At 47.1% G+C, this 25570-nt stretch carries 28 protein-coding genes; 15 read left to right on the top strand and 13 right to left on the bottom strand.

Annotated features, from left to right (window positions below; all coding sequences use genetic code 11):
* Positions 1–61: 61 nt before the first annotated feature.
* Both GWK09_RS01375 and GWK09_RS01380 read right to left on the bottom strand, forming a co-directional pair.
* Positions 62–607 (bottom strand): pyridoxamine 5'-phosphate oxidase family protein, encoded by a 546-nt coding sequence (locus GWK09_RS01375; RefSeq protein ID WP_163691227.1) that lies wholly within the window; start codon positions 605–607, stop codon positions 62–64.
* 19 nt (positions 608–626) lie between these two features.
* Positions 627–1634, bottom strand: coding sequence for a 3-oxoacyl-ACP synthase III family protein (locus tag GWK09_RS01380; protein WP_163691228.1), 1008 nt, complete (start codon positions 1632–1634; stop codon positions 627–629).
* A 216-nt stretch (positions 1635–1850) separates the two neighbouring features.
* Between GWK09_RS01380 and GWK09_RS01385 the strand changes: the two genes are divergently transcribed.
* Positions 1851–4298 carry an alpha/beta hydrolase family protein gene (locus tag GWK09_RS01385; RefSeq protein ID WP_163692470.1) on the top strand — a complete coding sequence of 816 codons (2448 nt, stop codon included), beginning with the start codon at positions 1851–1853 and terminating at the stop codon, positions 4296–4298.
* A 5-nt stretch (positions 4299–4303) separates the two neighbouring features.
* Here the strand turns inward: GWK09_RS01385 and GWK09_RS01390 are convergent, their stop codons facing one another.
* Positions 4304–5611: an ABC1 kinase family protein gene (locus GWK09_RS01390; protein WP_163691229.1), complete on the bottom strand. Its 1308-nt coding sequence runs from the start codon at positions 5609–5611 to the stop codon at positions 4304–4306.
* A 26-nt stretch (positions 5612–5637) separates the two neighbouring features.
* Positions 5638–6297, bottom strand: a complete 660-nt coding sequence (locus GWK09_RS01395) for a TetR/AcrR family transcriptional regulator (RefSeq protein ID WP_163691230.1) — start codon at positions 6295–6297, stop codon at positions 5638–5640.
* Between the two features lie 362 nt (positions 6298–6659).
* Here GWK09_RS01395 and htpG point away from each other — a divergent pair, with 362 nt between their 5' ends.
* Positions 6660–8546 (top strand): molecular chaperone HtpG, encoded by a 1887-nt coding sequence (gene htpG, locus GWK09_RS01400; RefSeq protein WP_163691231.1) that lies wholly within the window; start codon positions 6660–6662, stop codon positions 8544–8546.
* 70 nt (positions 8547–8616) lie between these two features.
* A complete protein-coding gene (locus tag GWK09_RS01405; RefSeq protein WP_163691232.1) occupies positions 8617–8970 on the top strand; it encodes a DoxX family protein in 354 nt (117 codons plus the stop codon).
* A gap of 38 nt (positions 8971–9008) precedes the next feature.
* On the opposite strand, the gene GWK09_RS01410 is transcribed toward GWK09_RS01405, so the two are convergent.
* Together GWK09_RS01410 and GWK09_RS01415 are read right to left on the bottom strand one after the other, a co-directional pair.
* Positions 9009–9425, bottom strand: coding sequence for a hypothetical protein (locus tag GWK09_RS01410; RefSeq protein WP_163691233.1), 417 nt, complete (start codon positions 9423–9425; stop codon positions 9009–9011).
* 3 nt (positions 9426–9428) lie between these two features.
* On the bottom strand, positions 9429–10004 hold the full coding sequence (locus tag GWK09_RS01415) for an RNA polymerase sigma factor (RefSeq protein WP_239530530.1): 576 nt from the start codon (positions 10002–10004) through the stop codon (positions 9429–9431).
* A gap of 118 nt (positions 10005–10122) precedes the next feature.
* Here GWK09_RS01415 and GWK09_RS01420 point away from each other — a divergent pair, with 118 nt between their 5' ends.
* From GWK09_RS01420 to GWK09_RS01445, 6 genes are all read left to right on the top strand, one after another.
* Entirely contained in the window at positions 10123–10476 is a 354-nt protein-coding gene (locus GWK09_RS01420; protein ID WP_163691234.1) for a DUF6249 domain-containing protein, read from the top strand.
* A gap of 158 nt (positions 10477–10634) precedes the next feature.
* On the top strand, positions 10635–11762 hold the full coding sequence (locus tag GWK09_RS01425; RefSeq protein WP_163691235.1) for a helix-turn-helix domain-containing protein: 1128 nt from the start codon (positions 10635–10637) through the stop codon (positions 11760–11762).
* Between the two features lie 209 nt (positions 11763–11971).
* The gene (locus GWK09_RS01430) at positions 11972–12178 is read left to right on the top strand and encodes a hypothetical protein (protein WP_163691236.1); all 207 of its coding nucleotides are present in this window, start codon (positions 11972–11974) and stop codon (positions 12176–12178) included.
* Positions 12179–12591: 413 nt separating this feature from the next.
* A complete protein-coding gene (locus GWK09_RS01435) occupies positions 12592–13623 on the top strand; it encodes a helix-turn-helix domain-containing protein (RefSeq protein WP_163691237.1) in 1032 nt (343 codons plus the stop codon).
* A gap of 302 nt (positions 13624–13925) precedes the next feature.
* Entirely contained in the window at positions 13926–14399 is a 474-nt protein-coding gene (locus GWK09_RS01440) for a hypothetical protein (protein ID WP_163691238.1), read from the top strand.
* Positions 14400–14473: 74 nt separating this feature from the next.
* Entirely contained in the window at positions 14474–15118 is a 645-nt protein-coding gene (locus tag GWK09_RS01445; RefSeq protein WP_163691239.1) for an MOSC domain-containing protein, read from the top strand.
* A 29-nt stretch (positions 15119–15147) separates the two neighbouring features.
* Here GWK09_RS01445 and GWK09_RS01450 read toward each other — a convergent pair whose 3' ends face one another.
* Positions 15148–15501, bottom strand: a complete 354-nt coding sequence (locus GWK09_RS01450) for a hypothetical protein (protein WP_163691240.1) — start codon at positions 15499–15501, stop codon at positions 15148–15150.
* Between the two features lie 212 nt (positions 15502–15713).
* On the opposite strand from GWK09_RS01450, the gene GWK09_RS01455 reads away from it, so the two are divergent.
* Genes GWK09_RS01455 through GWK09_RS01465 form a run of 3 tightly spaced genes read left to right on the top strand, consistent with a single transcriptional unit; the run spans position 15714 to position 17497 of the window.
* Positions 15714–16586 (top strand): AraC family transcriptional regulator, encoded by an 873-nt coding sequence (locus GWK09_RS01455; RefSeq protein ID WP_163691241.1) that lies wholly within the window; start codon positions 15714–15716, stop codon positions 16584–16586.
* Entirely contained in the window at positions 16561–17187 is a 627-nt protein-coding gene (locus tag GWK09_RS01460; protein WP_239530532.1) for an alpha-ketoglutarate-dependent dioxygenase AlkB family protein, read from the top strand. Before GWK09_RS01455 ends, GWK09_RS01460 begins: the two co-directional genes overlap by 26 nt.
* A gap of 31 nt (positions 17188–17218) precedes the next feature.
* Positions 17219–17497: a TIGR03643 family protein gene (locus GWK09_RS01465; protein WP_163691243.1), complete on the top strand. Its 279-nt coding sequence runs from the start codon at positions 17219–17221 to the stop codon at positions 17495–17497.
* Here the strand turns inward: GWK09_RS01465 and GWK09_RS01470 are convergent.
* Positions 17494–18267 carry a S1/P1 nuclease gene (locus GWK09_RS01470; protein WP_163691244.1) on the bottom strand — a complete coding sequence of 258 codons (774 nt, stop codon included), beginning with the start codon at positions 18265–18267 and terminating at the stop codon, positions 17494–17496. The two genes, GWK09_RS01465 and GWK09_RS01470, sit on opposite strands and share 4 nt — an antisense overlap.
* A 211-nt stretch (positions 18268–18478) precedes the next feature.
* On the opposite strand from GWK09_RS01470, the gene GWK09_RS01475 reads away from it, so the two are divergent.
* From GWK09_RS01475 to GWK09_RS01485, 3 genes are all read left to right on the top strand, one after another.
* Positions 18479–20713: a DUF5916 domain-containing protein gene (locus tag GWK09_RS01475; RefSeq protein WP_394367565.1), complete on the top strand. Its 2235-nt coding sequence runs from the start codon at positions 18479–18481 to the stop codon at positions 20711–20713.
* A gap of 65 nt (positions 20714–20778) precedes the next feature.
* Positions 20779–22041 carry a DUF819 family protein gene (locus GWK09_RS01480; RefSeq protein ID WP_163691245.1) on the top strand — a complete coding sequence of 421 codons (1263 nt, stop codon included), beginning with the start codon at positions 20779–20781 and terminating at the stop codon, positions 22039–22041.
* A 43-nt stretch (positions 22042–22084) separates the two neighbouring features.
* Positions 22085–22789 carry a DUF4369 domain-containing protein gene (locus GWK09_RS01485; RefSeq protein WP_163691246.1) on the top strand — a complete coding sequence of 235 codons (705 nt, stop codon included), beginning with the start codon at positions 22085–22087 and terminating at the stop codon, positions 22787–22789.
* Between the two features lie 9 nt (positions 22790–22798).
* Here GWK09_RS01485 and GWK09_RS01490 read toward each other — a convergent pair whose 3' ends face one another.
* The 5 genes from GWK09_RS01490 to idi form a co-directional block, all read right to left on the bottom strand.
* A complete protein-coding gene (locus tag GWK09_RS01490; RefSeq protein WP_163691247.1) occupies positions 22799–23068 on the bottom strand; it encodes a hypothetical protein in 270 nt (89 codons plus the stop codon).
* Between the two features lie 65 nt (positions 23069–23133).
* A complete protein-coding gene (locus GWK09_RS01495; protein ID WP_163692473.1) occupies positions 23134–24096 on the bottom strand; it encodes a type I phosphomannose isomerase catalytic subunit in 963 nt (320 codons plus the stop codon).
* A gap of 5 nt (positions 24097–24101) precedes the next feature.
* Positions 24102–24557, bottom strand: a complete 456-nt coding sequence (locus GWK09_RS01500) for a peroxiredoxin (protein WP_163691248.1) — start codon at positions 24555–24557, stop codon at positions 24102–24104.
* On the bottom strand, positions 24557–24964 hold the full coding sequence (locus GWK09_RS01505) for a 6-pyruvoyl trahydropterin synthase family protein (RefSeq protein WP_163691249.1): 408 nt from the start codon (positions 24962–24964) through the stop codon (positions 24557–24559). Before GWK09_RS01505 ends, GWK09_RS01500 begins: the two co-directional genes overlap by 1 nt.
* Positions 24961–25494, bottom strand: coding sequence for an isopentenyl-diphosphate Delta-isomerase (gene idi / locus GWK09_RS01510; RefSeq protein ID WP_163691250.1), 534 nt, complete (start codon positions 25492–25494; stop codon positions 24961–24963). The genes GWK09_RS01505 and idi overlap by 4 nt, the downstream gene beginning before the upstream one ends.
* Between the last annotated feature and the right edge of the window lie 76 nt (positions 25495–25570).

The following is a 25570-nucleotide window of genomic DNA, read 5'->3' on the forward strand; positions in this document are numbered from 1 at the left end:
TGGTTGATCCCGTGCCTTCAGACCAGTACGAAACCCCGGTATTCCTGCCGGGGTTTTGCTATTACAACCCTACTGTACCGGTGGGCAGACCATCCAGACTGGTCGTGTTCTTTTTCGACCTGTATTCCCGTAGCCCTTCCTCCCCCTTTTCCCTGGCCCATTGGATCAATTCCTTGCGGTTTCCCTTGAATTCCATGAGGGGAACGCCCATCCCGCAGGAGGTCTGCACGAGTTCTACCTCCATTTCAAAGATCTGTCTTGTACCGGGAATGTCCGGAAAAAGGGATAACAGACTCCCGAATTCGGGATCCTCCGGATGTAAGACCCTGGCCTGTCCGTAAAGTCGAAGTATGTTGGGGGGACCTTCAAAGGCGCAGAACATGATGGTCATCCTTCCGGAATGCAACACATGGGCCGCCGTTTCATTCCCGCTGCCCGTAAGGTTCAGCCAAAGGACCCTGTTGGGGTCGGCCACTCTGAAAGTGTCGATGCCCTTTGGAGAAAGATTGATCTTTCCGTCTGCTGTGGCAGTAGCCACAAAAAAGATTTTTTGCTGGGAGATGAACTCCCGATGTGACTCACTGATGACTGCTGAGGGTCTTCCCATGATAACTGCTGGCTATGGATCACCAACGGATGATGACACTGCCCCAGGTAAAGCCACTTCCGAAGGCGGCCAGGACCACGAGGTCTCCTTCCTTGATCTTACCTTTTTCCCAGGCCTCCGTAAGGGCAATGGGGATAGAGGCTGCCGTGGTATTCCCGTATTTCATGATATTGTTATACACCTTGTCATCAGAAAGCCTGAACTTGTGCTGTATGAACTGGGATATCCTCAAGTTGGCCTGGTGAGGGATCAGCATATCGATATCCTCCACCGTAAGGTGGTTCTTTTCCAACCCTTCCATGATCACTTCCGAAAAACGGACCACAGCGTTCTTAAAGACGAATTGTCCATTCATGTAGGGATAATAGGATTCATCGTCCGGGTCGTTATCCCTGAGGATATCGGTTACCCAGCGGTGCCCGATCCCAGGAGCCAAAAGGGAGAGCTCTTCGGCGTGTTGTCCTTCGGAATGCAGATGACTCGATAAAATTCCTTTTTTTGGGTCCTCCTCGCGGGTGAGGACGGCGGCGCCGGCGCCATCTCCGAAAATCACAGAAACTCCCCGGCCCCTTGTGGTAAAATCGAGGCCTCCGGAGTGCAGTTCAGACCCGATGACGAGTATATTTCTGTACATTCCGGTCTTGATATACTGGTCTGCCACCGAAACGGCATACACGAAGCCCGAGCATTGGTTTCTCACGTCCAGGGCCCCCACCGTCTTAATATCCAGGTCCCGCTGCACCAGTACGCCCGGACCCGGGAAGTAGTAGTCCGGGCTCAGGGTGGCAAAAATGATAAAATCGATATCGTCCTTTTGTATTCCCGCGTTTTTTATGGCTTTTTTCGCCGCCTTTACTCCCATGGAGGTCGTAGTGTCCGTTCCTTTGACCACATGCCTCCTCTCCTGTATCCCGGTGCGTTCCTGTATCCACGCATCGCTGGTATCCATCAACTTGGAAAGGTCATCGTTGGTCACTACGTGATCGGGCACGTAAAAACCCAGACCCGATATTCTAGAATTGTACATATTAGGATGAGTTTAATATAAGAAAGGGGGTAGCGCCCCTTTCCCTGTTTAGTTTCGTTTTTCTAAAATACCTATTCTTGCCTTGCTTACCTAAAGAATAGCAGAAAAGATTGCCTTAAAGACGATGGAAGCCTCAGAAGTTCTTCACATCGTTTGGAAGGTATACTAGTTTAATAGTAACTTATCCGTTCAAAATCATATATCATGAAAATCCGCATGAACCGTATTTTAATCGCTTTCCTCTTTGTTGCTGTGTTCTGCCCGCAGGCAGCGTATTTGCAGGAAAAACTAACCTATCAAAAACCTTCAAAGGAGATCCTCGACCTTGTGAATGCTCCCCTGGCCCCGGTGGTAAGGATGACAGACAATGGAAAACACATGCTCCTGCTCTACCGGGATGCGTACAAGACCATAGCCGAACTTTCTGAACCCGAAATGCGGCTGGCAGGCTTGAGGATCAACCCCGTAACCAATATTGGAAGTAGAACCAATTATTACAACAATATTGAGATAAAATCGCCTTCCGCGAAAGAAGCTGTCCAGGTAAAAGGCCTGCCCGAAAATCCAAGGCTTGCCAATTTCAGCTTTTCCCCGGATGAATCCATGGTGGCCGTCACGAACACCACCGCCCAGGGGGTAGAGGTATGGGTTCTTGACCTGGAGAAGGCCGAGGTAAAGAAGATCACCGACGCCTCCGTGAATGCCAACCTGGGGGATGTGATCAACTGGTTCAAAGACGGCTCGTCCCTGCTGGTCAAAATGCTTCCGGACACCCGAAAGGAGCTGATCGACCAGGGAGAAGCCGTTCCGGAGGGCCCGACCATCTCGACCAACGACGGTAAAAAGGCACAGAATCGGACCTATCAGGACCTGCTTTCCAACCCAACGGACGAATTCAATTTCGAGCAACTGGCTCTGTCCGAACTGTATAAGGTGGACCTGAACGGGAACAAGACCCTTTGGAAGTCTGCTGCCATGTACCGCAGCATCAGTTTTTCACCGAACGGGGAATATGTCATGGTGGTCACCGTGGAACAACCTTTCTCCTACCTGGTACCGTATTCCCGTTTTCCTTCTACCACAACCATCTATTCGAACAAGGGAGATCTCGTAAATACTCTGCTCCAGGTACCTCTGATAGAAGACCTGCCCCAGGGATTCATGGCCGAGCGCAAAGGGATGAGGGACCTGAGCTGGCGATCAGACAGGGGCGCTACCCTGGTCTATGCAGAGGCGCTGGATGAAGGGGATCCCGAGGTGGATGTACCTTTCCGGGATGCGATCTACCTACTTGAGGCGCCATTTACTGGAAAGGGAACCCAGATCCTGAAGACCATCAATCGGTTCCGCTACATCAACTGGGGAAAGGAAGACCTGGCCGTGGCATATGATTACTGGTGGAACACACGCAACACCAAGACCTATGCCTTTGACCCGTCTGATCCCGGAAAAGAACCGGTGGTACTTTTCGACAGGAATTATCAGGACGTGTACAGCGATCCCGGTTCGTTCGTGATGAAGCGCAATGAATTCGGGGCCATGGTGTTGAGTTTGGACTCCGGGAATAATGCCTATCTCCTGGGGGATGGGTATTCCGAGGACGGACAGTTCCCTTTTGTAGACAGGATGGATCTGAACACCCTTAAAAAAGAAAGGATGTATCAATCAAAACTCACCGACCAAATGGAGGAACTGCTCGACTACCATGTCGGGAAAGACGAATTGCTGGTGCGGATCGAATCGAAAAACACCTATCCCAATTACTATTACAAGCACCTGAAAAAACGAAAAGGGCCCACTCAACTCACCTTTTTTGACAACCCCTTTAAAAGCATACAGGATGTTCATAAGGAAGTGATCACCTATACGCGTGAGGACGGATTGGAACTCAGCGGCACCCTCTATTTGCCGGTGGGCTATGACAAGAACTCCGGGGAAAAAATGCCCATGATCCTTTGGGCCTATCCCAGAGAATACAAGGACAAGAACAGCGCATCCCAGAATACCCAGAATCCCAACGAATTCACCTATCCCTCCTGGGGCTCACCGGTGTACTGGGTCACCAGGGGGTATGTGGTCCTGGATGATGCGGCCTTTCCCATCATAGGGGAAGGCGATGAACAACCCAATGATTCTTTCAGGGAACAACTGGTGGCCAATGCAAAAGCGGCTATCGATGCCGTGGATGCCATGGGGTATATCGATCCTTCCCGCGTGGCTGTTGGAGGCCATAGTTATGGTGCCTTTATGGTGGCCAACCTCTTATCGCATTCCGACCTCTTCGCAGCCGGGATCGCACGTAGCGGAGCCTATAACCGAACCCTGACGCCCTTCGGATTTCAGAGTGAGGAGAGGAATTACTGGGAGGCCCCCGAGGTCTATTACACCATGTCGCCTTTCATGCATGCAGAAAAAATGAAAACGCCCCTGTTGCTGGTCCACGGCGTGGCTGATAATAATTCGGGTACCTATCCGATGCAGAGCGAGCGCTATTTCAATGCTCTCAAAGGGCTGGGTGCTACCGTAAGGCTCGTCATGCTGCCCAAGGAGAGTCATGGCTACCGGGCAAAGGAAAGTATTCTACACCTGCTTTGGGAACAGGATCAGTGGCTTGAGAAATACGTGAAGAACAGGGAAGCCGACTCAGAAGCCGGATCCGAATAAATTTTTTACATGAATTTGAGGTAATGGTTGACCTCCACCCGAGCCTTCAGGTCGTGCAAAAGGTTGTACAGGCCAAAAAAGGTCCGGTTGATGTACAGGAAATGCCTGGAACCCCGGTTACCGTTCATCTTGCGGATGTGTTCATCCTTAGAGTAACGCTGACTGATGTCTGCTATCCGGCCCCAGAACTCATCAGAACCAAAATCAAAGGTCTCCTGGTTAAAGGGCATGGTAAAGAGGGTTAACAGTTCCCTGAACAATTCCTTAAAGAATTTCCTTTCTTCCGGGGTATCTTGTGGAGTGAGGATTTCCAGGGCCTCCAGTTTTTGCTCAAAAAGGATTTCATCCTCTATGACTTCCTTGCGGGCCAGCTCGAAGTAAGGCACGTAGAATTCATCCGGCACTTCCTTGATACAGCCAAAATCAATGGCGATCAATCTGTGGTCTGCACTGATGAGGAAATTCCCGGGGTGAGGATCTGCGTGCACTTTTCTCAGGCCGTGCATCTGGTACATGTAGAAATCCCAGAGGGTCTGGCCCAGCAGGTTTCCCGTTTCCTCAGAAAATGAGGTTCGGGCGAACTCACTCAGATGGGTGCCTTTCATCCAATCCATGGTGAGGATCCTTTCGCTGGAAAGTTCTTCGTAATACTTAGGGAAATCCAGGTTAGGCAAATGCGCACAGGCTTCAGAGATCTCCCTGCTTTGTTCCAACTCCAGGATATAATTGGTCTCCTCCATCAATTTATCCTCCACCTCCTTAAAATACTTTTCAGAATCTTTACCCTGGAGGTTGAACATACGCATGGCGATGGGTTTTACCAGGGCCAGGTCTGAGGAGATGCTCTGAGCCACTCCGGGGTACTGGATTTTCACGGCGAGTTCCCTCCCGTCCTTCCAGGCTCTATGGACCTGTCCGATACTGGCTGCATTTATGGAATCTTTTTCAAATTTGTCGAACACCTCTTCAGGATACTGCCCCAGGTATTTTTTAAAGGTCTTCCTTACCAGGGGAGCCGACAAAGGGGGAACGGAGAACTGGGAAAGGGAAAAGCGCTCCACGTAGGCCCTCGGCAGCAGATTCTTTTCCATGCTCAGCATCTGGGCCACTTTTAAGGCACTCCCTTTCAGGCTTTTGAGTCCGTCGTAAATATCGGTGGCATTGTTCTCGTCCAGTTCTTCCCGAGAAGTTTCCCCGTTCACCAGCTTTTTGCTGTAATATTTGACGTAATTCCCTCCAACTTTCACGCCGGTTCGGACGAGTTTTCCGGCTCGTTCTATTTTTCCTGTAGGGATCTTATCTAAAGTTTTCATGCACCAGCTGATTTAGGGAGGCCCGATCAGGCCATGTTTTCCTTGAACAGGAATTTCCCAAAATCGAGGAGGCTGTCCAGAGGGGTATTGTCAAAGACATCAAAAATGGTCTGAACCGATTTCTCAATGGCTAGATCCGTTTTCTCAAATCCCGGGGAGGAGTCGGCCATCCAGAATTTCAGAAGGAAAAGTGTTTGTAACCAGGCACCTTCCGAGAATAGGGTAGGATTGTGCCTTGAAATTTTAAAGGCTTTTTCTGCGTTCCCGTCTTCGATGAGTTCTTTGGCGAATTCGAGAATCCTCTTTCTCAACCCTTTGAGCTGATCGAGGTCTTTGAGGGACATCCTGTTTTCGGACAAAGAGAAGAGCACATAGCTTCGGTTGAGTGTCAGTACTTCGAAGAAAGTAAAAAAGAAGGAGAGCATTTTATCCTTGTTTCCGTACTGCTCGTATTCCTCATTTTTATGTAAAACCTCTATGGTATTTTCAAAAAACATTTTCCAGACCTCCTTTTGCAGACTCTGCATCGATCCGAACGACTGATAGAAGTCTTTTTCTGTCACCCCTACTGACTTGCAGAATTTGTATACAGAAACAGGCCTTTCCTCATGATCCAGTACGTATGTCATATAGGCCGAAACGATTTCCGATACGGATTTGGTTTTAGGAGATTTTTTCGCCGCCATTTTTATTAATTTTTGTTCAAGCAAAGTTAGATATTTATAAACACTAATAGTGTTAAGGATTTGAGAATAAAAAGGGAAATCAAAAAAGCGTGCCTTCCGATAAAAGACACGCTTTCTAACAACCTAACCAATTAATAAACAAACTGATTACTAAAACCAATTTTACTTTTTCATAGCAATGATTTTTTAGCAATCGATACAAATATAAATAATGTTTAATTTATATATCATTTTATTAAACAAAAATATTTGTTAAAGTTTTGCATGACCCCCTCTTGTCCAACCGGGGTGTCAGTTTGTCACTCCATATCGCTCTGGTACTTTTTTTGCTCCGTTAAAGCCAAAATCAAATTAAAAAGACAATGGCTACAGGTAAAATCAATGTTTCCGTAGAGAATATCTTCCCCCTTATCAAAAAATTCCTCTACAGTGATCATGAGATCTTTCTGAGAGAACTAATTTCCAACGCAACCGATGCGACCCTGAAACTCAAACACCTTACCTCAATTGGTGAGGCCAAGGTGGAGTACGGCAACCCTCTTATCGAGGTGAAGGTCGATAAGAAAGGTAAAAAGCTGCATATCATTGATCAGGGTATCGGGATGACACAGGAAGAGGTGCGGAAGTATATCAACGAGGTCGCCTTTTCAGGGGCAGAAGAATTTTTGGATAAATACAAGGATGCGGGAAAAGATGCCGGGATCATAGGACACTTTGGCCTGGGATTCTATTCCTCATTTATGGTAGCGAAAAAAGTGGAGATCCTCACCAAGAGCTATAAGGACGAGTCCGCGGCCCATTGGATCTGTGACGGTACTCCGGAGTTCACCCTGAAAGAGGGAAAGAAAAAGGACAGAGGTACGGAAATCATCCTTCACATCAACGAAGACGATAAGGAATTTTTGGAAGAGCACCGTATCAGGGAACTGCTCACCAAATACAACAAGTTCATGCCCATTCCGATCAAATTCGGAACACGGACCGAAACCCTGCCAAAACCGGAAGGGGCCAAAAAGGAAGATCCCGCTCCTACCAAAGAGGTGGATGACATCATCAACAATCCCAATCCGGCATGGACCAAAAAACCAACGGACCTGAAGGATGAGGATTACAAGGCATTCTACAGGGAACTGTACCCTATGCAATTTGAGGAACCCCTATTCCATATTCACCTCAACGTGGATTATCCTTTCAATCTCACGGGGATCCTTTATTTTCCAAAGCTCACAAACGATCTGAATATACAGAAGGACAGGATACAGCTCTACCAGAATCAGGTCTTTGTAACGGATAATGTGGAAGGCATCGTGCCTGAATTCCTCACCATGCTCAGAGGGGTCATCGATTCTCCCGATATCCCCCTGAACGTTTCCCGATCTTACCTGCAGGCAGATGGGGCGGTTAAGAAAATTTCTTCCTATATCACCCGGAAGGTGGCTGACAAGCTTACCTCCCTCTTTAAGGAGAATCGTGAGGATTTTGAGGCCAAGTGGAACGACATCAAGATCGTGATAGAATACGGTATGCTTTCAGAAGAGAAGTTCTTCGAAAAGGCAGAATCTTTTGCCCTGTATCCTACCATAGATGGGGCTTACTACACCTTTGAGGAGTTGAAGGAAAAGATCTCCCCTCTCCAAACGGATAAGGATGGCAAACTGGTGGTCCTGTATGCGTCTGACAAGGAAGAGCAACACAGCTATATCGATGCGGCAAAGGACCAGGGATACGAGGTACTGCTACTCGATTCACCCATTGTAGGGCATCTGCTTCAAAAACTTGAATCTTCTAAGGAAGACCTTTCCTTCGCTCGCGTGGATGCAGACCACCTCGATAACCTTATCAAGAAAGAGGACACCAAGATCAGCAAGCTTTCGGACGATGAGAAGGATACCCTAAAAAAACAGATAGAGGAAGTACTGGATGAAAAAGGGTATACGGTGCAGCTCGAAGCCATGGACAGCCAGGCAGCACCCTTCATCATCACGGAGCCTGAATTTATCCGGAGGATGAAGGAAATGCAAAAAACCGGTGGTGGTGGGATGTTCGGCATGAGCAACATGCCCGATATGTTCAACCTGGTGGTCAACACCAACCACGAACTGGTCAGCGAGATCCTGAATACCAAAACGGCCAAAAAGAGGGAAAGACTGATCAACCAGTCGCTCGACCTCGCACGCCTTTCGAAGGGACTGCTTAAAGGAGAAGCACTCACCAACTTCATCAAGAGAAGTTATGAAATGGTGAAATAAATGATGAAATAACAGGAAAAATGCTATTGAAAAGACCGCTTTTACCGAGCGGTCTTTCTATTTTTACCCTGTGAACGAACCCTGGCACCTTTACGCGATGGCTGCCATGTACGCCTTTGCCGGTTTGATGCACTTCCTCAAACCAAAGGCGTATATGAGGATCATGCCATCCTATCTGCCCTATCACCGGGAACTGGTCTATATCAGCGGCCTGGTCGAGATACTCCTGGCCGTGGGGCTGTGCTTCCCCTTTACGCGAAACCTCTCCCTGTTCGGGATCATAGCAATGCTGGCTGTTTTCCTCCTGGTACATTTCTACATGCTAAGAGGCGAGAAGGAAGGTGCCGGTATCCCAAAATGGATCCTGATACTCAGGGTTCCCCTGCAATTTGGGCTGATGTACTGGGCCTATTGGTATTTTTAACGCACGGTATTTCAGCTACAAAACCGTCTCTGGCCAGATCAGAAATAGACCTTTTTGTGTTCCCAACTCTTTTTCAGCAGGAAGATCTGCAGGCAGAAAAAGCTGCAAAGGGAAAGTGACGCATACACGAGAATACGGGTGCCAGCCACCGGTTCAATCCCTTCCCAAAACCTCATTGAGCCAGGTATCAGATCCAAATCCGGGGTGAAGAGCCCGAATAGGGCTTGATCTCCTTTTGCCGTGAACCCCAGAACCAACAGGGTGAAGGCAGCAATGGCGACCAGCACCCAGGAAGTTCGGGAGAAGACAGGGGCATACCCGGACTTTTGAACATATTTCTTCTCTGCCCCAACGGCCTTCATGACCTGTGCTGTAAAACCCTCGGGGGGTGCTTCTTCGGTCAGGTCTTTCAGACACTTCCTGATGTAGTCATCCCATTCTTTTTCTCCTTCCATGATCTATTGTTTTTCGGCTTCCAGGATCGGGCGTAAAGAGGAGGCCAATTGCTTTCTGCTGCGGAAGAGTCGTACTTTAACCACCTGCGGACTCAATTCTGTCACCTCCGAGATCTCCTTAATGCTCCATTCCTCAAAATAATACATAGTGATAATGGCCGCATCCTGCTCTGCCAGACTCTGAATGGCGACCCGTATATGATGTTGCCTGTGGTCCCTTTCCATTTTATCCAAAATTCCCGCCTCATACCCTTGGCTGATAATTCTTTGGGAGTCCAGGTCTGTTGTTTCGGGTCGACTCTTTCTTTTCTTTAGTTGATCTAAACAATGGTGATAAGCGATCTTGTACAACCAGGTTGAAAACCTGGCCCCACCCCGGTAACTCTCCAGGTTTTTGTATGCCTTCAGAAAGGTATCCTGGGCAGATTCTTCTGCTTCTTCCCTGTTTCTGAGCATTCTAACGGCCAGGGTAAATACCATATGCTTATACCTCTCTACCAAACATTCGAATGCCTGGGTGTCTCCCGATAAGGTGCGTTTTACCAGTACTGGATCTTCTGATGGCATCATCTGTCTCATAGGACGGTTCTGAGGGGCCGGAGGTTACAATGTATTCAAAAAAATATCCGTTTTGTGTAACCCATGACAGATTTCAGCCGTCATACCAGGCAAATAGTATTCATCTAAATCAAAAAAAATGGGAGGAGAAGTCATTGTTTTTATCAGCATGTTCCTGGTGGTATTTGCCATTTGCTACTTGTATTTTACAACAAGGAATAAAGAGCGTCTGGCTCTTATCGAAAAAGGGGCAGATGCCAGCATCTTTGTGAAAGGCAAGAGAGAAGGTGCGGCCCCATTCTGGAAGGTGCTCATTCTCAATCTGGCCCTGTTACTGACCGGCATAGGTCTCGCCATTTTCCTGGCTTCCTTTATGGCAAGCTCATTGGGAATGGATGAGGACGTAGCCTATCCAGGGACCATTTTCCTGATGTCCGGACTCGGGCTCTACCTGGGTTTCACGCTGACAAAAAAACTGGAAAAAGAAGAATAGCAGAAAATCCAGAAGGCCAATTAAAAACCAAGGAATTCCTTGGTTTTTTTATTTGAACCGGTTCAGGCCCTTAGAAAGTTTTATTTTTGTATCATACACTCTATTCCTGTTGCAGAAGAATTCCCTTGGTGTGCCGGTTAGAATAGTAGTACGATTACATGCTCGAGTACCTAAACATAGATTTTCAAGTTCTGCTGGATGGCATAGGCCTGGTTCAGGGAATTACCATTGCCATTCTGTTGATGGCCCTCAGCATCCGCAAATTTCGCAGTACCTTTTATCTCGGCTTTTTTCTGTTGTTTTATTCCCTGGAGTTGGCCACCTGGATATCTGTGAATACCCAGATATCACGGAATTATCCCGAATTCTTTCTTCTCCCCTTCAATTTTTCCTGGATCCTGTTCCCGCTTTTTTACCTCTACACACAGCAGGTATCCGTTTATTCAAACAGGAAGATCAAATACTGGCTCTTAATTCCCGGGATCATTTCTATCCTGGCCCAGTGTATTATCTACTTTCTGCCCTATGAAACCAAGGTGGTCATAGAAGACAGCTACTGGCACATCCTGACATTTTGGATCCTCGGCAATTACTTCTCCTGGGGGGTAGGCCTGTGGAATCTGCGTTTGCTCTACCGGCACAGAATAGAGGTATTGAACACCTATTCCTTTGTCGCCTCCAAAGAATTGCGATGGGCCCGGTTTTTCCTGATCTACCTGCTGGCCACTTCCGTCTTTGGCCATATCATAGCCTATGTGTATCCCTTGGGTTTTGAGGACAATACTATCTTTTCGATCATGGACCTGATCGCCATTTACTGGGTATCCTACTTCGGTATCACCCAAAGGAATGTGAGATCCCTGATCTCAAATGAATGGACCCCAAAAGGCTCAAAAGATGAAACGAAACCCAGGTCCTATACTCCCGAAGTGATCCCTGGAAGACTGGAAAACCTCATGGCCCAGATCCACAAGTACATGGACGAACACGAAAGTTTTATCAATCCGGAACTCACCATCATGGATCTCGCAGACGGTATCAATGAGCATCCAAAACTGGTTTCAGAAGCCATCAACACCGTAGACAAACAAAACTTTAACTCCTACATCAACGAGTATCGTATCAGGAAAGCAGAGGAGTTGCTGAAAACTGATAAAGGGACCCATTTAAGCGTGGAGGGGATCGGTATCGAAGTAGGCTTCAAAAGCAAAAGCGCCTTCTATTCAGCCTTCAAGAAATTCACCGGCACTACACCCACCCAATACAGAGACAGCAGGGCCGCATAGCCTCCAAGCTCTGAATAACTCAATGACCCATCACCTTTCCCCTCTACAGCTTCCATTCCCAAAGAAGGAATGGGATTGCGGCACTCATGGGTAATTTGTGCTCGTTCAAATGGGATTATGGTTCTAATTTCAGAAATCAGAACCTCTATCCACTCCTTATCCTGGGGTACTTTCCTGTCAATTTGCATCTTTAAAGAAATTTATTTTAGATGAACTCCAACAAGAAGAGTTTTATCCTGTTTATACTCTTTATCTGGTCAGTGTATTTTGCATGGTCCCTGGATGTGAGTTCAGCTGTCCAGACCTATTCAAAAGGGGTTACCCGCTACGACCTTTTGCTACTTCCCTTCCTCATCGTTTTCACCGGATACTCCATCTACCTTTTGGTCCGCAAACAGGATTCTGACCGTAATTAACCCTGTGCCTTCCGGTTCCGTGATTTTTCACCATAATGGGGTCTGCATTTCCGTATTAGAGAACATCCATATAGAGAAATCGGGGACCGCATCCTCTCGGCAAAGCTTTTACCGTCCTCTCTTTCCTTTTTAACTCACCGGGCAATCCTGTGCAGCGACTTGTTTTATGGAAATAATTCCCGTCGGATACTCCTCCTTCCTTGGAGTCCCATAGGATCCTGATGGCTCTTGGAAATAAAACTCATTCCTGAGACCCCCTAAGTAGTTAAAAAGAAACAATCCACTATATTTACTTTTAATATTGTAAAGCCTATGTTTTCCTTTGATTGTTGGAACTGAACTTTAATTTTCAATCAGCCCTCGATATCCTAGGCCTTTTACAAGGCCTGACTTTGGGCGTGCTGTTGATAGCAATGAATTTCAGGCACTCCCGAAGTACCTGCTTACTTGGACTTTACCTGCTGTTGTTTTCCCTGAAGTTGCTGATTTTCATCCCCGGAGGATTAGGTCTTGATGAAAAATTCCCTGAATGGTTCCTCCTGCCTTTTGATTTTTCCTGGTTGCTCTTTGCCGTATTCTTCATCTACACCCAGCAAATCTCCATCTTCTCGGAACAAAAGACGAAATACTGGCTCCTATATCCGGGTATCCTCTCCTTTATGCTCCAGGTTTACATATATTTCCAACCGTATCCCGCCAAAGTGGAGATCGCTCAGAGCTACTGGTACGAACTGGTTTTCACTTTTGCGGGCATACTTTATTCCTGGATCATAGGCATATGGAATCTGAGACTTCTCGAGAAGCACCGAATTGAAGTCGAAAACACTTTTTCCGAACTGGAGAATAAGTTATTGACATGGATACGTATTTACTTGATATACAGTATTATATCTTCTGTATTTATTCATATTCTCTACATTATATCTCCAGATAATTACTACTTTAAGATCATCTTTTCCATCCTGGATCTGGTTGCGATCTATTGGGTGGCCATCCACGGGATGAAACAGCAGAATGTATTGTCCATCCTCGGGAAAAGAGATTCGGGAACGCTCATAAATTACAAGGCTGGCCTGATGGAAAGTATGAGATCTACGCGTAATGACAGCCAGGACCTTAAGGAACTGATGGAGGCCATAGATTCTTACATGATCAAAAGCGAAGTTTTTTTGAACAGTGAACTGACGATTGTGGATCTGGCCGATAAACTAAATATACATCCCAAGAGGATTTCCGCGAGTATAAATACCGTCTCCAAACAGAATTTTAATACCTATATCAACGAATTGCGCATTAAGAAAGCGAAACGGATCCTGAATGATACAAACACCCATAATTTCAGTATCGAAGGTATAGGGCAGGAAGTCGGATTTCACAGTAAGAGTGCTTTTTACGCCGCCTTTAAGAAGGTAACAGGGACTACGCCTACCAAATACAAGGAATAATAGTTGCATCCTGTTCATTTTCAAAATACCCATTTTGGGACTTCCCCCTTTATCCATCTGTTTTTCAGGAGTACTGATTCCTGATTTCGGACACAAAACTTTGGAGCAAAAGACCATAATTGTTCTGATTTCCGAATTTCAAACCTATCTGCAAGGTTTCGTGCTTGTCTCTGGGAAATAATTGATAAAACTTTGAGTTCATTATTGACAGTGTGCCACACACCCCCCGGTCGGCTTGTTGATGATTGGAGATTTTAGAAAGGGATTTAATCCAACTGGGGGATTTTTAAAAAGGAATCGCTATGACCACAAAGGAAAACCAGAAAGCAAAACTGCTAAAGTACACTTCGATCAACGATGCGGGTAATTTCAATACCTGGAATCCCGACCACATCGAGGAGTTGAAAAGGAATAAGATCAGTCCCGATCTGGGTCAGAAAATACTCTTTGAAAATGATTACCTCCGGATCTGGGAGGTGGTACTTCTCCCGAAAGAGCGACTCCCTTTCCGCAGAATCGAATCGGATTATTACTGGGTAGCCGGGTCTGAAGGCCTGGTGATCTCACGCTTCTCCGATGGCAGGATCATTCTGATGCACCTGGAGAAAGGGGATTCTGAATTCTTGCAACACAAGGATAAGCACGCTACCTACGATCTGGAGAACATAGGACAGGACATCCTTTTCTTCCAAATGACAGAATTCAAAGGGGAGGATATGGGTACACGGGAGAGAATGAAGGAGGTCCTGAAAAGAAATACCTCTCAGGATTTGTGACCTTTTGGATCCCGTACTGAAAAAGATGGCTCCTGTCTTTCGGATCCTTAGTCGGCCTTGCCTATCTTTACGGCATGAAGGTCATTGCTACCAATATCGGCAAACCCACACGTTTTGTTTGGAAAGGTAAAACCGAGGAGACCGGGATCTTCAAATATCCTGTGTCTCACCCGATTTTTTTGGGACATGAGGATGTAGACGGGGATACGGTCACAGACCGCAAACATCACGGAGGGGAATATAAAGCCTGCTACCTATTTTCTTCAGAACACTATGGCTACTGGAAGGAACGATTTCCGGACCTTCCCTGGTCCTGGGGCATGTTTGGGGAGAATATCACCCTCGAAAGAATGGATGAATCGAATCTTCTATCGGGTTCGGTTTACGAACTGGGTTCAGCCGTAGTTCAGGTCACCATTCCAAGGGAGCCTTGTTATAAACTGGGCATTCGCTTTGGGGATCAGAAGATCATTGATGAATTCATACACCACGGCCATCCGGGCACCTATCTCAAGGTGATCAGGCCGGGGCAGGTGGGCATGGGAGACCGGTTCAGCCTTCTGGAAAAAGCTGAGAATTCACTGAGCATAGCCGATCTTTATTCCCTTCTCTACGCCAAAGAGAAGGACCAGGAAATGCTGAGACGTGCTTTAGAATGTCCATTTCTGCCCGACCGCACAAAGGTAAAGTTAGGGAGATACCAAAAAAAAGGGGCCTGACGGCCCCCCTTTCGCTGAATTAACTAAACTTACTTCACTACGTAATACTCAGCGTAGCTGTCGTTCGCATCCCTCACCACCACTTTGTAGCTGTCCTTTTCGGCATTCCCGAAGTTAAAGGCCTTTTCCACTACCAGGGTAGATTTAAGAGTCTCGCTGTAAAGGACCCGGTTCTCACTGTCGATCACTTTGATCTGTACATCCCCCATTTCCTTGTTGAAAAAATTCAGGAACAATTTGTCCCCCGATTTTCTAAAGTAAGGTCCTTCTTTTAATTCCTTTTCCTTTCCATTAACTGAAGGCAGTGAGCTCACGGTGTTAGCAAAGGTTGTGGCTGATACCAGGATCAAAGCCATTGCAGTAATTTTTTTAATTGTTTTCATGATTGTTTCTTTTTGATTGATGAATTAAACTCCCTACAAATCTACCTTCAATTCACGGGGTTCACTACAGCAGGATTGGCCTATATCTGTTCTATTTTAACAGCAATAATCGTTAAGAATATCATAAATGGTAATATTCCATATTTTTTGGATAATTTTGCAAAGTCCTTTCAACAACCACATGAGTAATTTTAAGCGTATATAGGATGACTATGATACAACAGAAACCTACTTTTGAGGCCATTGAACCTAACTTTGGTAACTCCTTCACCTATCAGAAGTTCGACGAGGAACGTCTCAATAAGAACAACGTCTGGCATTACCACCCTGAGATAGAACTCGTATATGTGAACGGAGGGGCTGGAAAACGGCAGATCGGGAGTCATGTTTCTTATTATACGAACGGGGACCTCATCCTGATAGGGAGCAACCTGCCGCATTGTGGAATGACGGATAAGCTCACTGGAAATAAAAAGGAGACGGTCATCCAGATGAAACAGGACTTTTTGGGGAATGATTTCTTCAAGATCCCCGAGATGAAACAGATACAGGCCCTTTTTGAACTCGCTTCCGGAGGGATCGCATTTTCAGGCAAGACGAAAAGGAAGATAGGAGAAAAAATGGAGGTGCTGGAATACCAAACCGACTTCCAAAGGCTCCTTTCCATCCTGAACATCCTCAATGAACTAGCTCATTCAGAGGAGTACAAAGTGTTGAATGCAGATGGTTTCTCCCTGAAAACCGAGGTCAAGGACAACGACCGTATCAACGTGGTCTTCAACTATGTCAAACAGAATTTCAGGGAAGATATTACCCTGGAGAAGATCGCAGACATGGTGAGTATGACGGTACCTTCCTTTTGCCGGTATTTCAAGAAGATCACCAACAAGACCTTTGTTCAGTTCGTAAACGAATGCCGGCTGGTGCACGCTTCCAAATTACTGGCAGAACAACCCATGAGCATTACGGAGGTGTGCTTTGAAAGCGGTTTCAACAACTTTTCCCATTTCAATAAATCCTTTAAGGCATTTACGGGACAAAATCCTTCGGAATACAGGAATGAGCTCAAAAAGGTCATCAGCTGAATCCCGTATGCAGACAGAAGCCCTGAAAATTGAGTTGCCCGAAAGTGATATTCAGTATTTCTCCGGTTTTTTTAGCCCTGGAGAAGCAGCCCGTCTCTTTGAGACCCTGAGAAGGGAGATCCCCTGGCAACAGGACGATATCCGGGTCTTCGGAAAGACCTACCCCCAACCCAGGCTTACGGCCTTGTTCGCCAATAACGGCAAACCCTACGCCTACTCCAACATCACCATGATTCCCCACTTATTTACCGGGGAACTCCTGGAAATAAAACAAAAAATAGAGCGCCTGCTGCCCGAAACATCTTTCACTACCTGCCTGCTGAACCTCTACAGGGACGGACGGGACAGCAATGGCTGGCATGCCGATGATGAATCCGTCCTCGGAAGGAATCCGGTGATCGCTTCGGTAACCCTGGGAGAGGAACGTCCTTTCCACTTCAAACACAAAAAAGATCCTTCTTTAAAGCACAAAATGATCCTTGAGAACGGCAGTCTGCTGATCATGAAAGGAGAAACACAGCATTGCTGGCTGCATCAGGTCCCCAAAACAAAGAGGCCTATTGGAGAGCGGATCAACCTAACCTTCAGGGTCATTCGTTGATCCGTTAGATTCTTTTTATCTTTGCCTCGCTATGAAAAAAGAGTTCACCGAAAGAGAATTGGACCGTATCATTGAAATGGCCTGGGAAGACCGCACCCCCTTTGACGCCATTCAGTTCCAATTTGGCATCTCCGAACAGGAGACCATAGAGATCATGAGGAGGGAAATGAAGCCCAGCAGTTTCAGAATGTGGCGGAAACGGGTACAGGGCAGGCAGACGAAGCACTCCGCACTGAGATCCGCAGACAGCACCCGATTCAAAAGCACCCGACAACGCCAGATCACAGGCAATAAGATCTCAAAACGCTAACGGAACAGGTCGTTCAAGACCGCTGCCAGCCTCACACCTCCTTTTAACAATTGCCGCTCGACGGTCTCCCAGTATACATACTTATACCGGTAGCCAAGGCGCTCCCCCGGAGTTACAGACCCGTAGATAGATGTCGCCAGCCGGTGAGACTCATCTACCCACGTACGTACATTTCCTGCCTGCATTTCCAGCAAAGCTTGTTTTGACATTGGAGGAAGATCATTTGCCAATTCGGTATAGCTCATCCCAAAATGTTCGATGAGATCCGAGTCCCACAACCTGTGCAGGTTGCTCTTCTCCCGGAACCATTGGATCTCAATGTCGTTTCCTCCCCGGTTTTCCTCCCATCCTGCGTGAAGAGGCTGATGCAGGTCTCCGATGAAATGGATCAGCATTTTGAGATAAAATTCCCGTTGATCATCCGAGGTTTGACGGTCCTCCAATTTCCCAATACAGGTCTGAATGGCCATGACGATGTCCCCTTCTTCGCTGGGAGGCTCTTCCCCATAGGTCTTGTCTGCCGGATAATTGACATAGTGCCAGGGATAGTATTGATTGTAGAGCGAATCCGATTTGATATCGTCTGCGTAGTTGGATACCGAAGCCAGAGACCTGCCATTTAAAATCTTACGGACCATTTTTCTCGCCTTTCTGCTCAGGTGCATCTCCGCAACCTCCCCTACTACCCTGTGGCCGGTTTTTCCCCAGAAAGGGGGATTCCCAAAAGCGAGGTTGGCAAATGCTAAAAAGAGGATCAAAAACTTTTTCATCTGTTTTCCTTTTTCTGCAAAAATAGAGGATGACAATTTACCGGCAAGTTAATTCTCTCAGGTTATGTTACTCCGTTTTACTCACAAGACCTGAAATACCTTGCTCATATCACTGTATCCAAGTGAACGAATTCAAAAGTGCCTCAGAATTCCCGAAAGGTATCCTCGAATTTGGGATTTCTTTAACGCTTAAAATGTTAAATTTGCCGGAATGTTATTTTCTGAACGCATAGTGATAAGGAAGGTGTTGCTGGCCTTCGTGATGCTTTTTTGTATCCAGTATTCCTTTGGTCAGAACAACTTCAGTTCCAAGAACCGATCCTTTAAGGTCAAGTACATTCAGGATTTTATAAACCTAGACGGCATCCTGGACGAACACATATGGGAAGAAGCGGAGAGCGCCTCTGATTTCTGGGAATACTTCCCCGCAGATTCCATACAGGCCCTTAAACAAACGGATATAAAAATGCTGTATGACGATAAGAACCTGTACATAGGGATTACCGTTTATACAGATGGCAAAAACTATGCAGTTGAGTCGCTTCGACGTGATTTTCGCGCAGGGAACAGTGACAACATCACCTTGCTTTTCGATACGTTTAATGATGGTAACAACGCTTTTCTCTTTGGGATAAATCCCTATGGGGTATTGCGGGAAGGCCTGGTTTCGGGAGGGGGACTCGACCTGAGAGGCTTTACCATCTCCTGGGATGTAAAGTGGAGAGGAGATGCTAAGATCTTCGATGACCATTATACGGCGGAAATGATTATTCCCCTGACCTCCTTTAAATTTCGGGAGGGGGAAACCAAATGGCGTTTTAACAGCTACCGCTTTGACACCCAAAGTAATGAAAACAGTACCTGGGCGCGCATTCCACAGAATCAGAATATTTTTGGGCTTACCTTTATGGGGGATATGGTTTTTGAAAAACCGCTGGGTAAATCCAGGACACCTTTTGCCGTTATTCCCTATATTAATTATCTGACCGCCCGGGATTTTGATAATAATACCTCGACCAATGATTTTAAAGTAGGTGGTGATGCCAAGGTGTCCATTGGGAACAGCCTGAACCTGGATATCACGGTCAACCCCGATTTTTCCCAGGTAGAAGTGGATAATCAGATCACCAACCTGACGCGTTTTGAAATTGGCCTCCCCGAAAGGCGGCAATTCTTTATCGACAATAATGACCTGTTTGCAGACTTCGGGGATTCCCGGGACAGTAACCCCTTTTTTTCCAGACGAATCGGTATTGCCCGGGACACGGCCGGTAACACCATTGAAAATAGCATCCTAGGTGGGGTCAGGCTCAGTGGAAAACTGAATAAAAGACTTAGAATCGGTTTCCTCAACATACAAACCGAGGCTGATGTGGCCAATGAGATTGCCACGAACAACAACATGATGATGGCCGTTCAGCAGCAGGTTTTCTCCCGTTCCAACATCGGCTTATTCTTTATTAACCGACAATCGACCCAGGACTACGACTTTCTGTCCGAAGAAGATCGGTATAACCGGGTTGTCGGAATCGACTATAACCTCATATCAGAAGACAATTTATGGAGCGGACGGGCCTTCCTGCACAAATCCTTTGAGCCCGCGGGAAGTGATGAAGACTTTTCATCTGGAATGCAGTTGGAATATAATTCCCGTTACTGGAACTTTTTCAGTAAAGCTGTGTTTGTGGGGGAAGATTATCAGTCTGATCTCGGCTTTATCCGTAGAACCGATATTTTCAAGGGTATTTTCAGTATGAGGAGGGTATTCTGGCCAAAGGAGGGAATTATTCAAAACCACAGCATAAGGTTTTTACCGAATTTTATCTGGAGTCCGACCCGGGATTTCCTGAACACGGATTATACCGCCCGACTCGACTGGGAGGTGCGCTTTAACGATCTATCTGAGGCGCAAGCCTCATTTTCGCATGAGTATACCTATTTATTAGACGAATTTGACCCTACCCGGAGTGATGATGCCCTGCCACTGCCCGGCGAGCAAGGCTATTATTACAATTCTGTCAGTTTTCAGTACCGATCAGACAGGCGACGTCTTTTTTCATATTCCATGGAACCTACCATCGGCCGGTTTTTTAACGGGGATATTTTTTCGCTGGAAGGAGGGGTAAACTTTCGCCTGCAGCCCAAAGCGGTCGTCTCCATGAACTTCAGGTATGACCAGATACAGTTGCCGGAACCTTATGGCAGTGCGAATATCTGGCTGATTAGTCCTAGGTTTGATCTGACCTTTAGCAAATCGATCTTCTGGTCGACTTTGATTCAGTACAGCAATCAGCGGGACAATCTCGGGATCAATTCCAGGCTGCAATGGCGTTTTGCCCCCTTATCCGACCTTTTCCTGGTATACAATGACAATTACTTCGTCAACACATTCGCCCCAAAAGTCCGGTCTATCAACCTGAAGGTCACCTACTGGCTCAATATCTGAGAGCGAAAAAGCTTCCCCCGGTCAATTATCTTTATATTTGACTCTATTGCTGAATACACGCGTTTATGGATCACTTTCCTCTGACCGATGATACGGTCATCCTCGGCCTGCTTTGCCTCTGTCTTGGTTTTGTATTTTATACTTCCTCCCTTGAAACGGGTTTCTGGAGCAAGTTCTATAAGGTGGTTCCCACCTTGCTGATGTGTTACATGCTCCCGGCCATTCTGACCAGTCTGGGACTGATCTCCGAGGAATCCTCCAACCTGTATTACATAGCCAGCCGGTACCTGCTGCCGGCCGCGCTTATTTTGATGACGCTCAGTATTGACCTAAAAGCGATTTTGAACCTGGGTTCCAAGGCACTGATCATGTTCCTGACAGGAACCGCAGGGATTATTATCGGGGGCCCCTTAGCCATCCTGATCGTCTCCATTTTTTCCCCGGAGACCGTTGGTGGAGTGGGGTTCGACGCGGTGTGGCGCGGGCTGGCCACCATCGCGGGTAGCTGGATAGGCGGAGGTGCCAATCAGGCTGCCATGCTGGAGGTATTCCAGTACAACCCGGCCAATTTTGGGGGAATGGTCCTGATCGATATCGTAGTGGCCAACATCTGGATGGCCATCATATTGCTCGGTGTGGGCAAGACGGAACGCATCGATCGCTGGCTGAAGGCAGACACCAGTTCCATCGACCAGCTCAGAGCAAAGGTATCTGCCTATACGGCCAAAATCGCACGTATTCCCACCCTCAGGGACTATATCATCCTCACCTGCCTTGCATTTACAGGGGTAGGGATCTCGCACTATCTGGGATTCCATTTTACAGATTACCTGCAGTCGAATTTCGAGATCATCCGCAACAAAGAAAAAGCCCTTTCATCCCTTGGATCGGAATTCCTGTGGATGGTAGTCTTCGCCACGGTGGTAGGGATCCTCTTGTCCTTCACAAAGGCAAAATCCTATGAAGGGGCAGGAGCCAGCAAGATCGGCGGGTTATTCATCTACATCCTCGTGGCGACGATCGGCATGAAGATGGATCTGGGCAAGGTTCTGGAAAATCCCGGGCTGATCCTGATCGGACTCATATGGATCTCCATTCACGCCGGACTCCTTATCCTGGTCGCTAAACTGATCAAGGCGCCTTTTTTCTTCCTCGCCGTGGGGAGCCAGGCCAATGTAGGTGGTGCGGCGTCTGCCCCCATCGTGGCAGCCGAATTTCACCCTTCCCTTACCTCAGTGGGAATCCTCCTCGCCGTCCTGGGGTATGTGATCGGAACAGCCGGGGCCTATATTTGCGCTTTGCTGATGGAAGTTGCCTCCCATGTTTAGATTTCCATAAACTTTACGGATATTTGGGCAAAATTTTACACCCATGAAATACCCTTGCTACTTTCTGGCAATTGCCATCCTGATATCTGCCTGCTCTGGCGAAAAAGCCGATACCATGGAGGTCAGTGGCACTGTCAAAGGCCTGAAAAAGGGGACTTTATACCTCCAAAAGGTGGAAGATTCCACATTGGTATCCCTGGATTCCCTGGAAATGAGGGGGAAGGGGGATTTCCTGTTCACGACCTCGGTGGAGAGTCCTGAGATATTCTATCTCTACCTAAAGAAAGAAGACCAGAACGAGATTAATGACCGTATCACTTTTTTTGGAGAACCCGGGAAGATCAACATTCAGACCCTCTGGAATGCATTCGACACCAAAGCGGTCGTCACCGGATCGACCACCCAGAAGGAACTGGAAGAATTCCGTGAAATGATGAGCAGGTTCAACACCGAGAATCTGGAACAACTGAGAGCGGCGAGCGACCCTGAAATTCTCAAGGATCCCGCCTCTGTGGACTCCCTTCAGCAGGCAAATGAAAGGAACATCAGGAGAAGTTATCTCTATGCCCTGAATTACGCCATGAGCCATACGGGATCCCATATCGCCCCTTATATTGCGCTTTCAGAAGTGGCAGATGCCAACATCAAATATCTGGATTCGCTCTATAATTCGCTGGATCCTCAGGTGGCCGACGGAAAATACGGCAAGGCCCTCAAGAAACTTCTCGAGGAACGAAGATCAGAATAATCGGGGAGGTTACCCCATTTTGTTGAGTCGGTTTACCAGGCTGGTGGCTTCCTTTTCCAACTCCTCCCGAACTGATTTCAGGTGAGCCTTCCGGTTCTCCACATTCTTCTGGTTCACCTTGGCGATCAGGTCATCAAAAGTGGCTATCGCCTTGTCGATGATCTCTGTGCCTTCCTTGGAGCCGGGGGTATTATTCGACTCCTCGAAGATGTATACTGCCTCTATAATATCGCCCAAGACGTAGTTGATGTCTTTCTTTAAATCGCGAATATTTGCCATCTCTTATGAAATTTAATACAAAAGTAACCTATATCCACGGTATTGGGAAATAAGCCCGCATACTTTTACACGGTCACTTCCAGCAGCTCACAACCGGATGTGCGTATTTCGATCCTGGCAGAGGAGGCGGGCAGCAACACGGTCTCCCCTTTTTTTAGTGATGCTGACCCGTTTTCGTTTGCGATCACCGCTTCCCCATGAACACACATGAAAATGGTGAAAGAATCCCTGGACTGTGTATCCCGGACGAGGTCCTTTTGGAGGTTGAGGAATTGGGTCTTAAAATAGGGGCAATCCACCATGGGGTTCACTACATCCTGCTTCCTCTCATAGGTAACGACAAAATCGTCCTTCTTTTCAAAATCTATAGCATCCAGGGCCAGGTCCGTATGCAATTCCCTGAGTTTGCCCTCCTTGTCTCGACGGTCAAAATCATAGACCCTGTAGGTGATATCGGAAGTTTGCTGGATCTCTGCCAGCAATACCCCAGCCCCTATGGCATGGATCTTTCCCGTGTTGATAAAGAAGGTATCTCCCGGTTTTACCCTTTCGTAATTCATGTAGTCCAGGAGGGTTCTGTCTTCCAGGCTTCTCACGTATTTTTCGCGCGTCATGGGTTGATTAAAACCCACGATCAGGTTGGCATCCTCATCCGCATCCATGATATACCACATCTCTGTCTTGCCAAAGGAGTTATGTCTGGACCTCGCCAGTTCGTCGTGTGGATGCAGTTGGATGGAGAGGTCTTGTTTGGCGTCGATGAATTTGATGAGGATCGGGAATTCCGAACCAAATCTTTCCATCACCGACCTGCCGAGCAATCGTTCGCCCCATTGATCGATGAGTTCATTCAGGGAGGTACCTTTGAGGTCCCCGTTCGCGACCCTGGAAACGTCTTCCTTTACTCCTGATAATTCCCAGCTTTCGCCCGTAATATCGCTGGTGATAGGCTTATTGAGTTTCTCGGCAAGCTTGGTCCCGCCCCACAGGCGTTCCTTTAGGATAGGGTGGAATTTAAGTGGATACAACCCATTCATGTGATCGATTTTATCGCTTTCAGCGCCCTGGTCATATGCCCGGAAGCACCCATATTGTTGAAGGTCATGACCACCAGACCCTTTTTGTCGACCACATAGGTCTCCCTTCCGGGAAGGAGGTTGAACAAAGCCTTTTCGACCTTAAAAAGCTTACGAACCTTGTTCCCGGGATCAGATAAGAGCACGAAAGGCAAGTTATACATGGATGCGAATTTACGATGTGAGGATTCAGAATCGGCACTGATGCCGATGACCTCCGCTCCTCTGTCGGCGAATTCCGCATAACTGTCTCTGAATGAACAGGCCTCTTTGGTACAACCGGGGGTATTGTCCTTGGGATAGAAAAAGATCACCATCGGTTTTTTGCCGATATAATCAGCGGTGCTGAATGTGTTACCGTGCTGATCGGCCAGGGAGAAATCCGGGATCCTGTCACCTACCTTTAATCCCATTATCCGGTATAGGTTACAAAATTACGCGGCGTTTCATAGAGCACCACTTCCAGGTCGTCTGTCTTTTTGATATGCGGTCTGAGTTTGTTCCAGATCACCACGGCAATGTTTTCTGCGGTAGGGTTAAGTTTTCTGAACTCAGGGACTTCCAGGTTGAGGTTCTTGTGATCAAAGGCATCTTCCACCTCGGATTTGATCAGGTCCTTTAGGATCTTGACGTCGATCACGAATCCGGTCTCAGGATCGATCTCGCCTGTGACACTTACGATAAGCTCGTAATTGTGACCGTGAAAATTGGGGTTATTGCATTTACCAAAAACTGCCTCGTTCTTCTCATCCTTCCAGTCGGGTCTGTACAATCTGTGGGCGGCATTGAAGTGGGCCCTTCGGCTTACTTTTACTTTCATCTGGATTTCATATTTTCAATGAGGTGGTGGTAGAACTTCTCAAAAATAATCCGGAACCAGGCCGTGTACGCATCAGGAGAACGCTCTATGTCTTTCTTGATATCTTCGGGTGTCATCCATTTCCAGGAAGCCACCTCATCCTCATTGATCTGGGGCTCGCCTTCGTAGTAGCCCAGCATCACGTGGTCTAGTTCGTGTTCTGTGAGACCGTTGTCAAACGGGGCTTTATAGATAAAACTGAACAGTTCACGCAGTTCGGTCTGAAATCCCATCTCTTCCCGGAGTCGCCTTTTCCCAGCCTGAATATTCGATTCGCCCAGACGCTGGTGGCTGCAGCAGGTATTGGTCCAGAGAAGGGGGGAATGATATTTATGGGCAGCCCTTTGCTGTAGCATGGTCTCCCCTTTCGAATTCATTACAAACACAGAAAATGCCCTGTGCAGAGCGGCCTTTTCATGAGCCTCCATTTTGGGCATCGTCCCGATTTCCTCATCCTTCTCGTTTACAAGGATTACTTTTTCTTCTTCCACCCGGTAAAAATAATACCTTTCCCCATGTATATGGGTTAAGTGTATCTTAAAACTTAAGTGAATAAGGTCGGTGAGA

This window comes from Muriicola jejuensis (assembly GCF_010671595.1).
In the GTDB taxonomy this organism is placed as follows: domain Bacteria; phylum Bacteroidota; class Bacteroidia; order Flavobacteriales; family Flavobacteriaceae; genus Muriicola; species Muriicola jejuensis.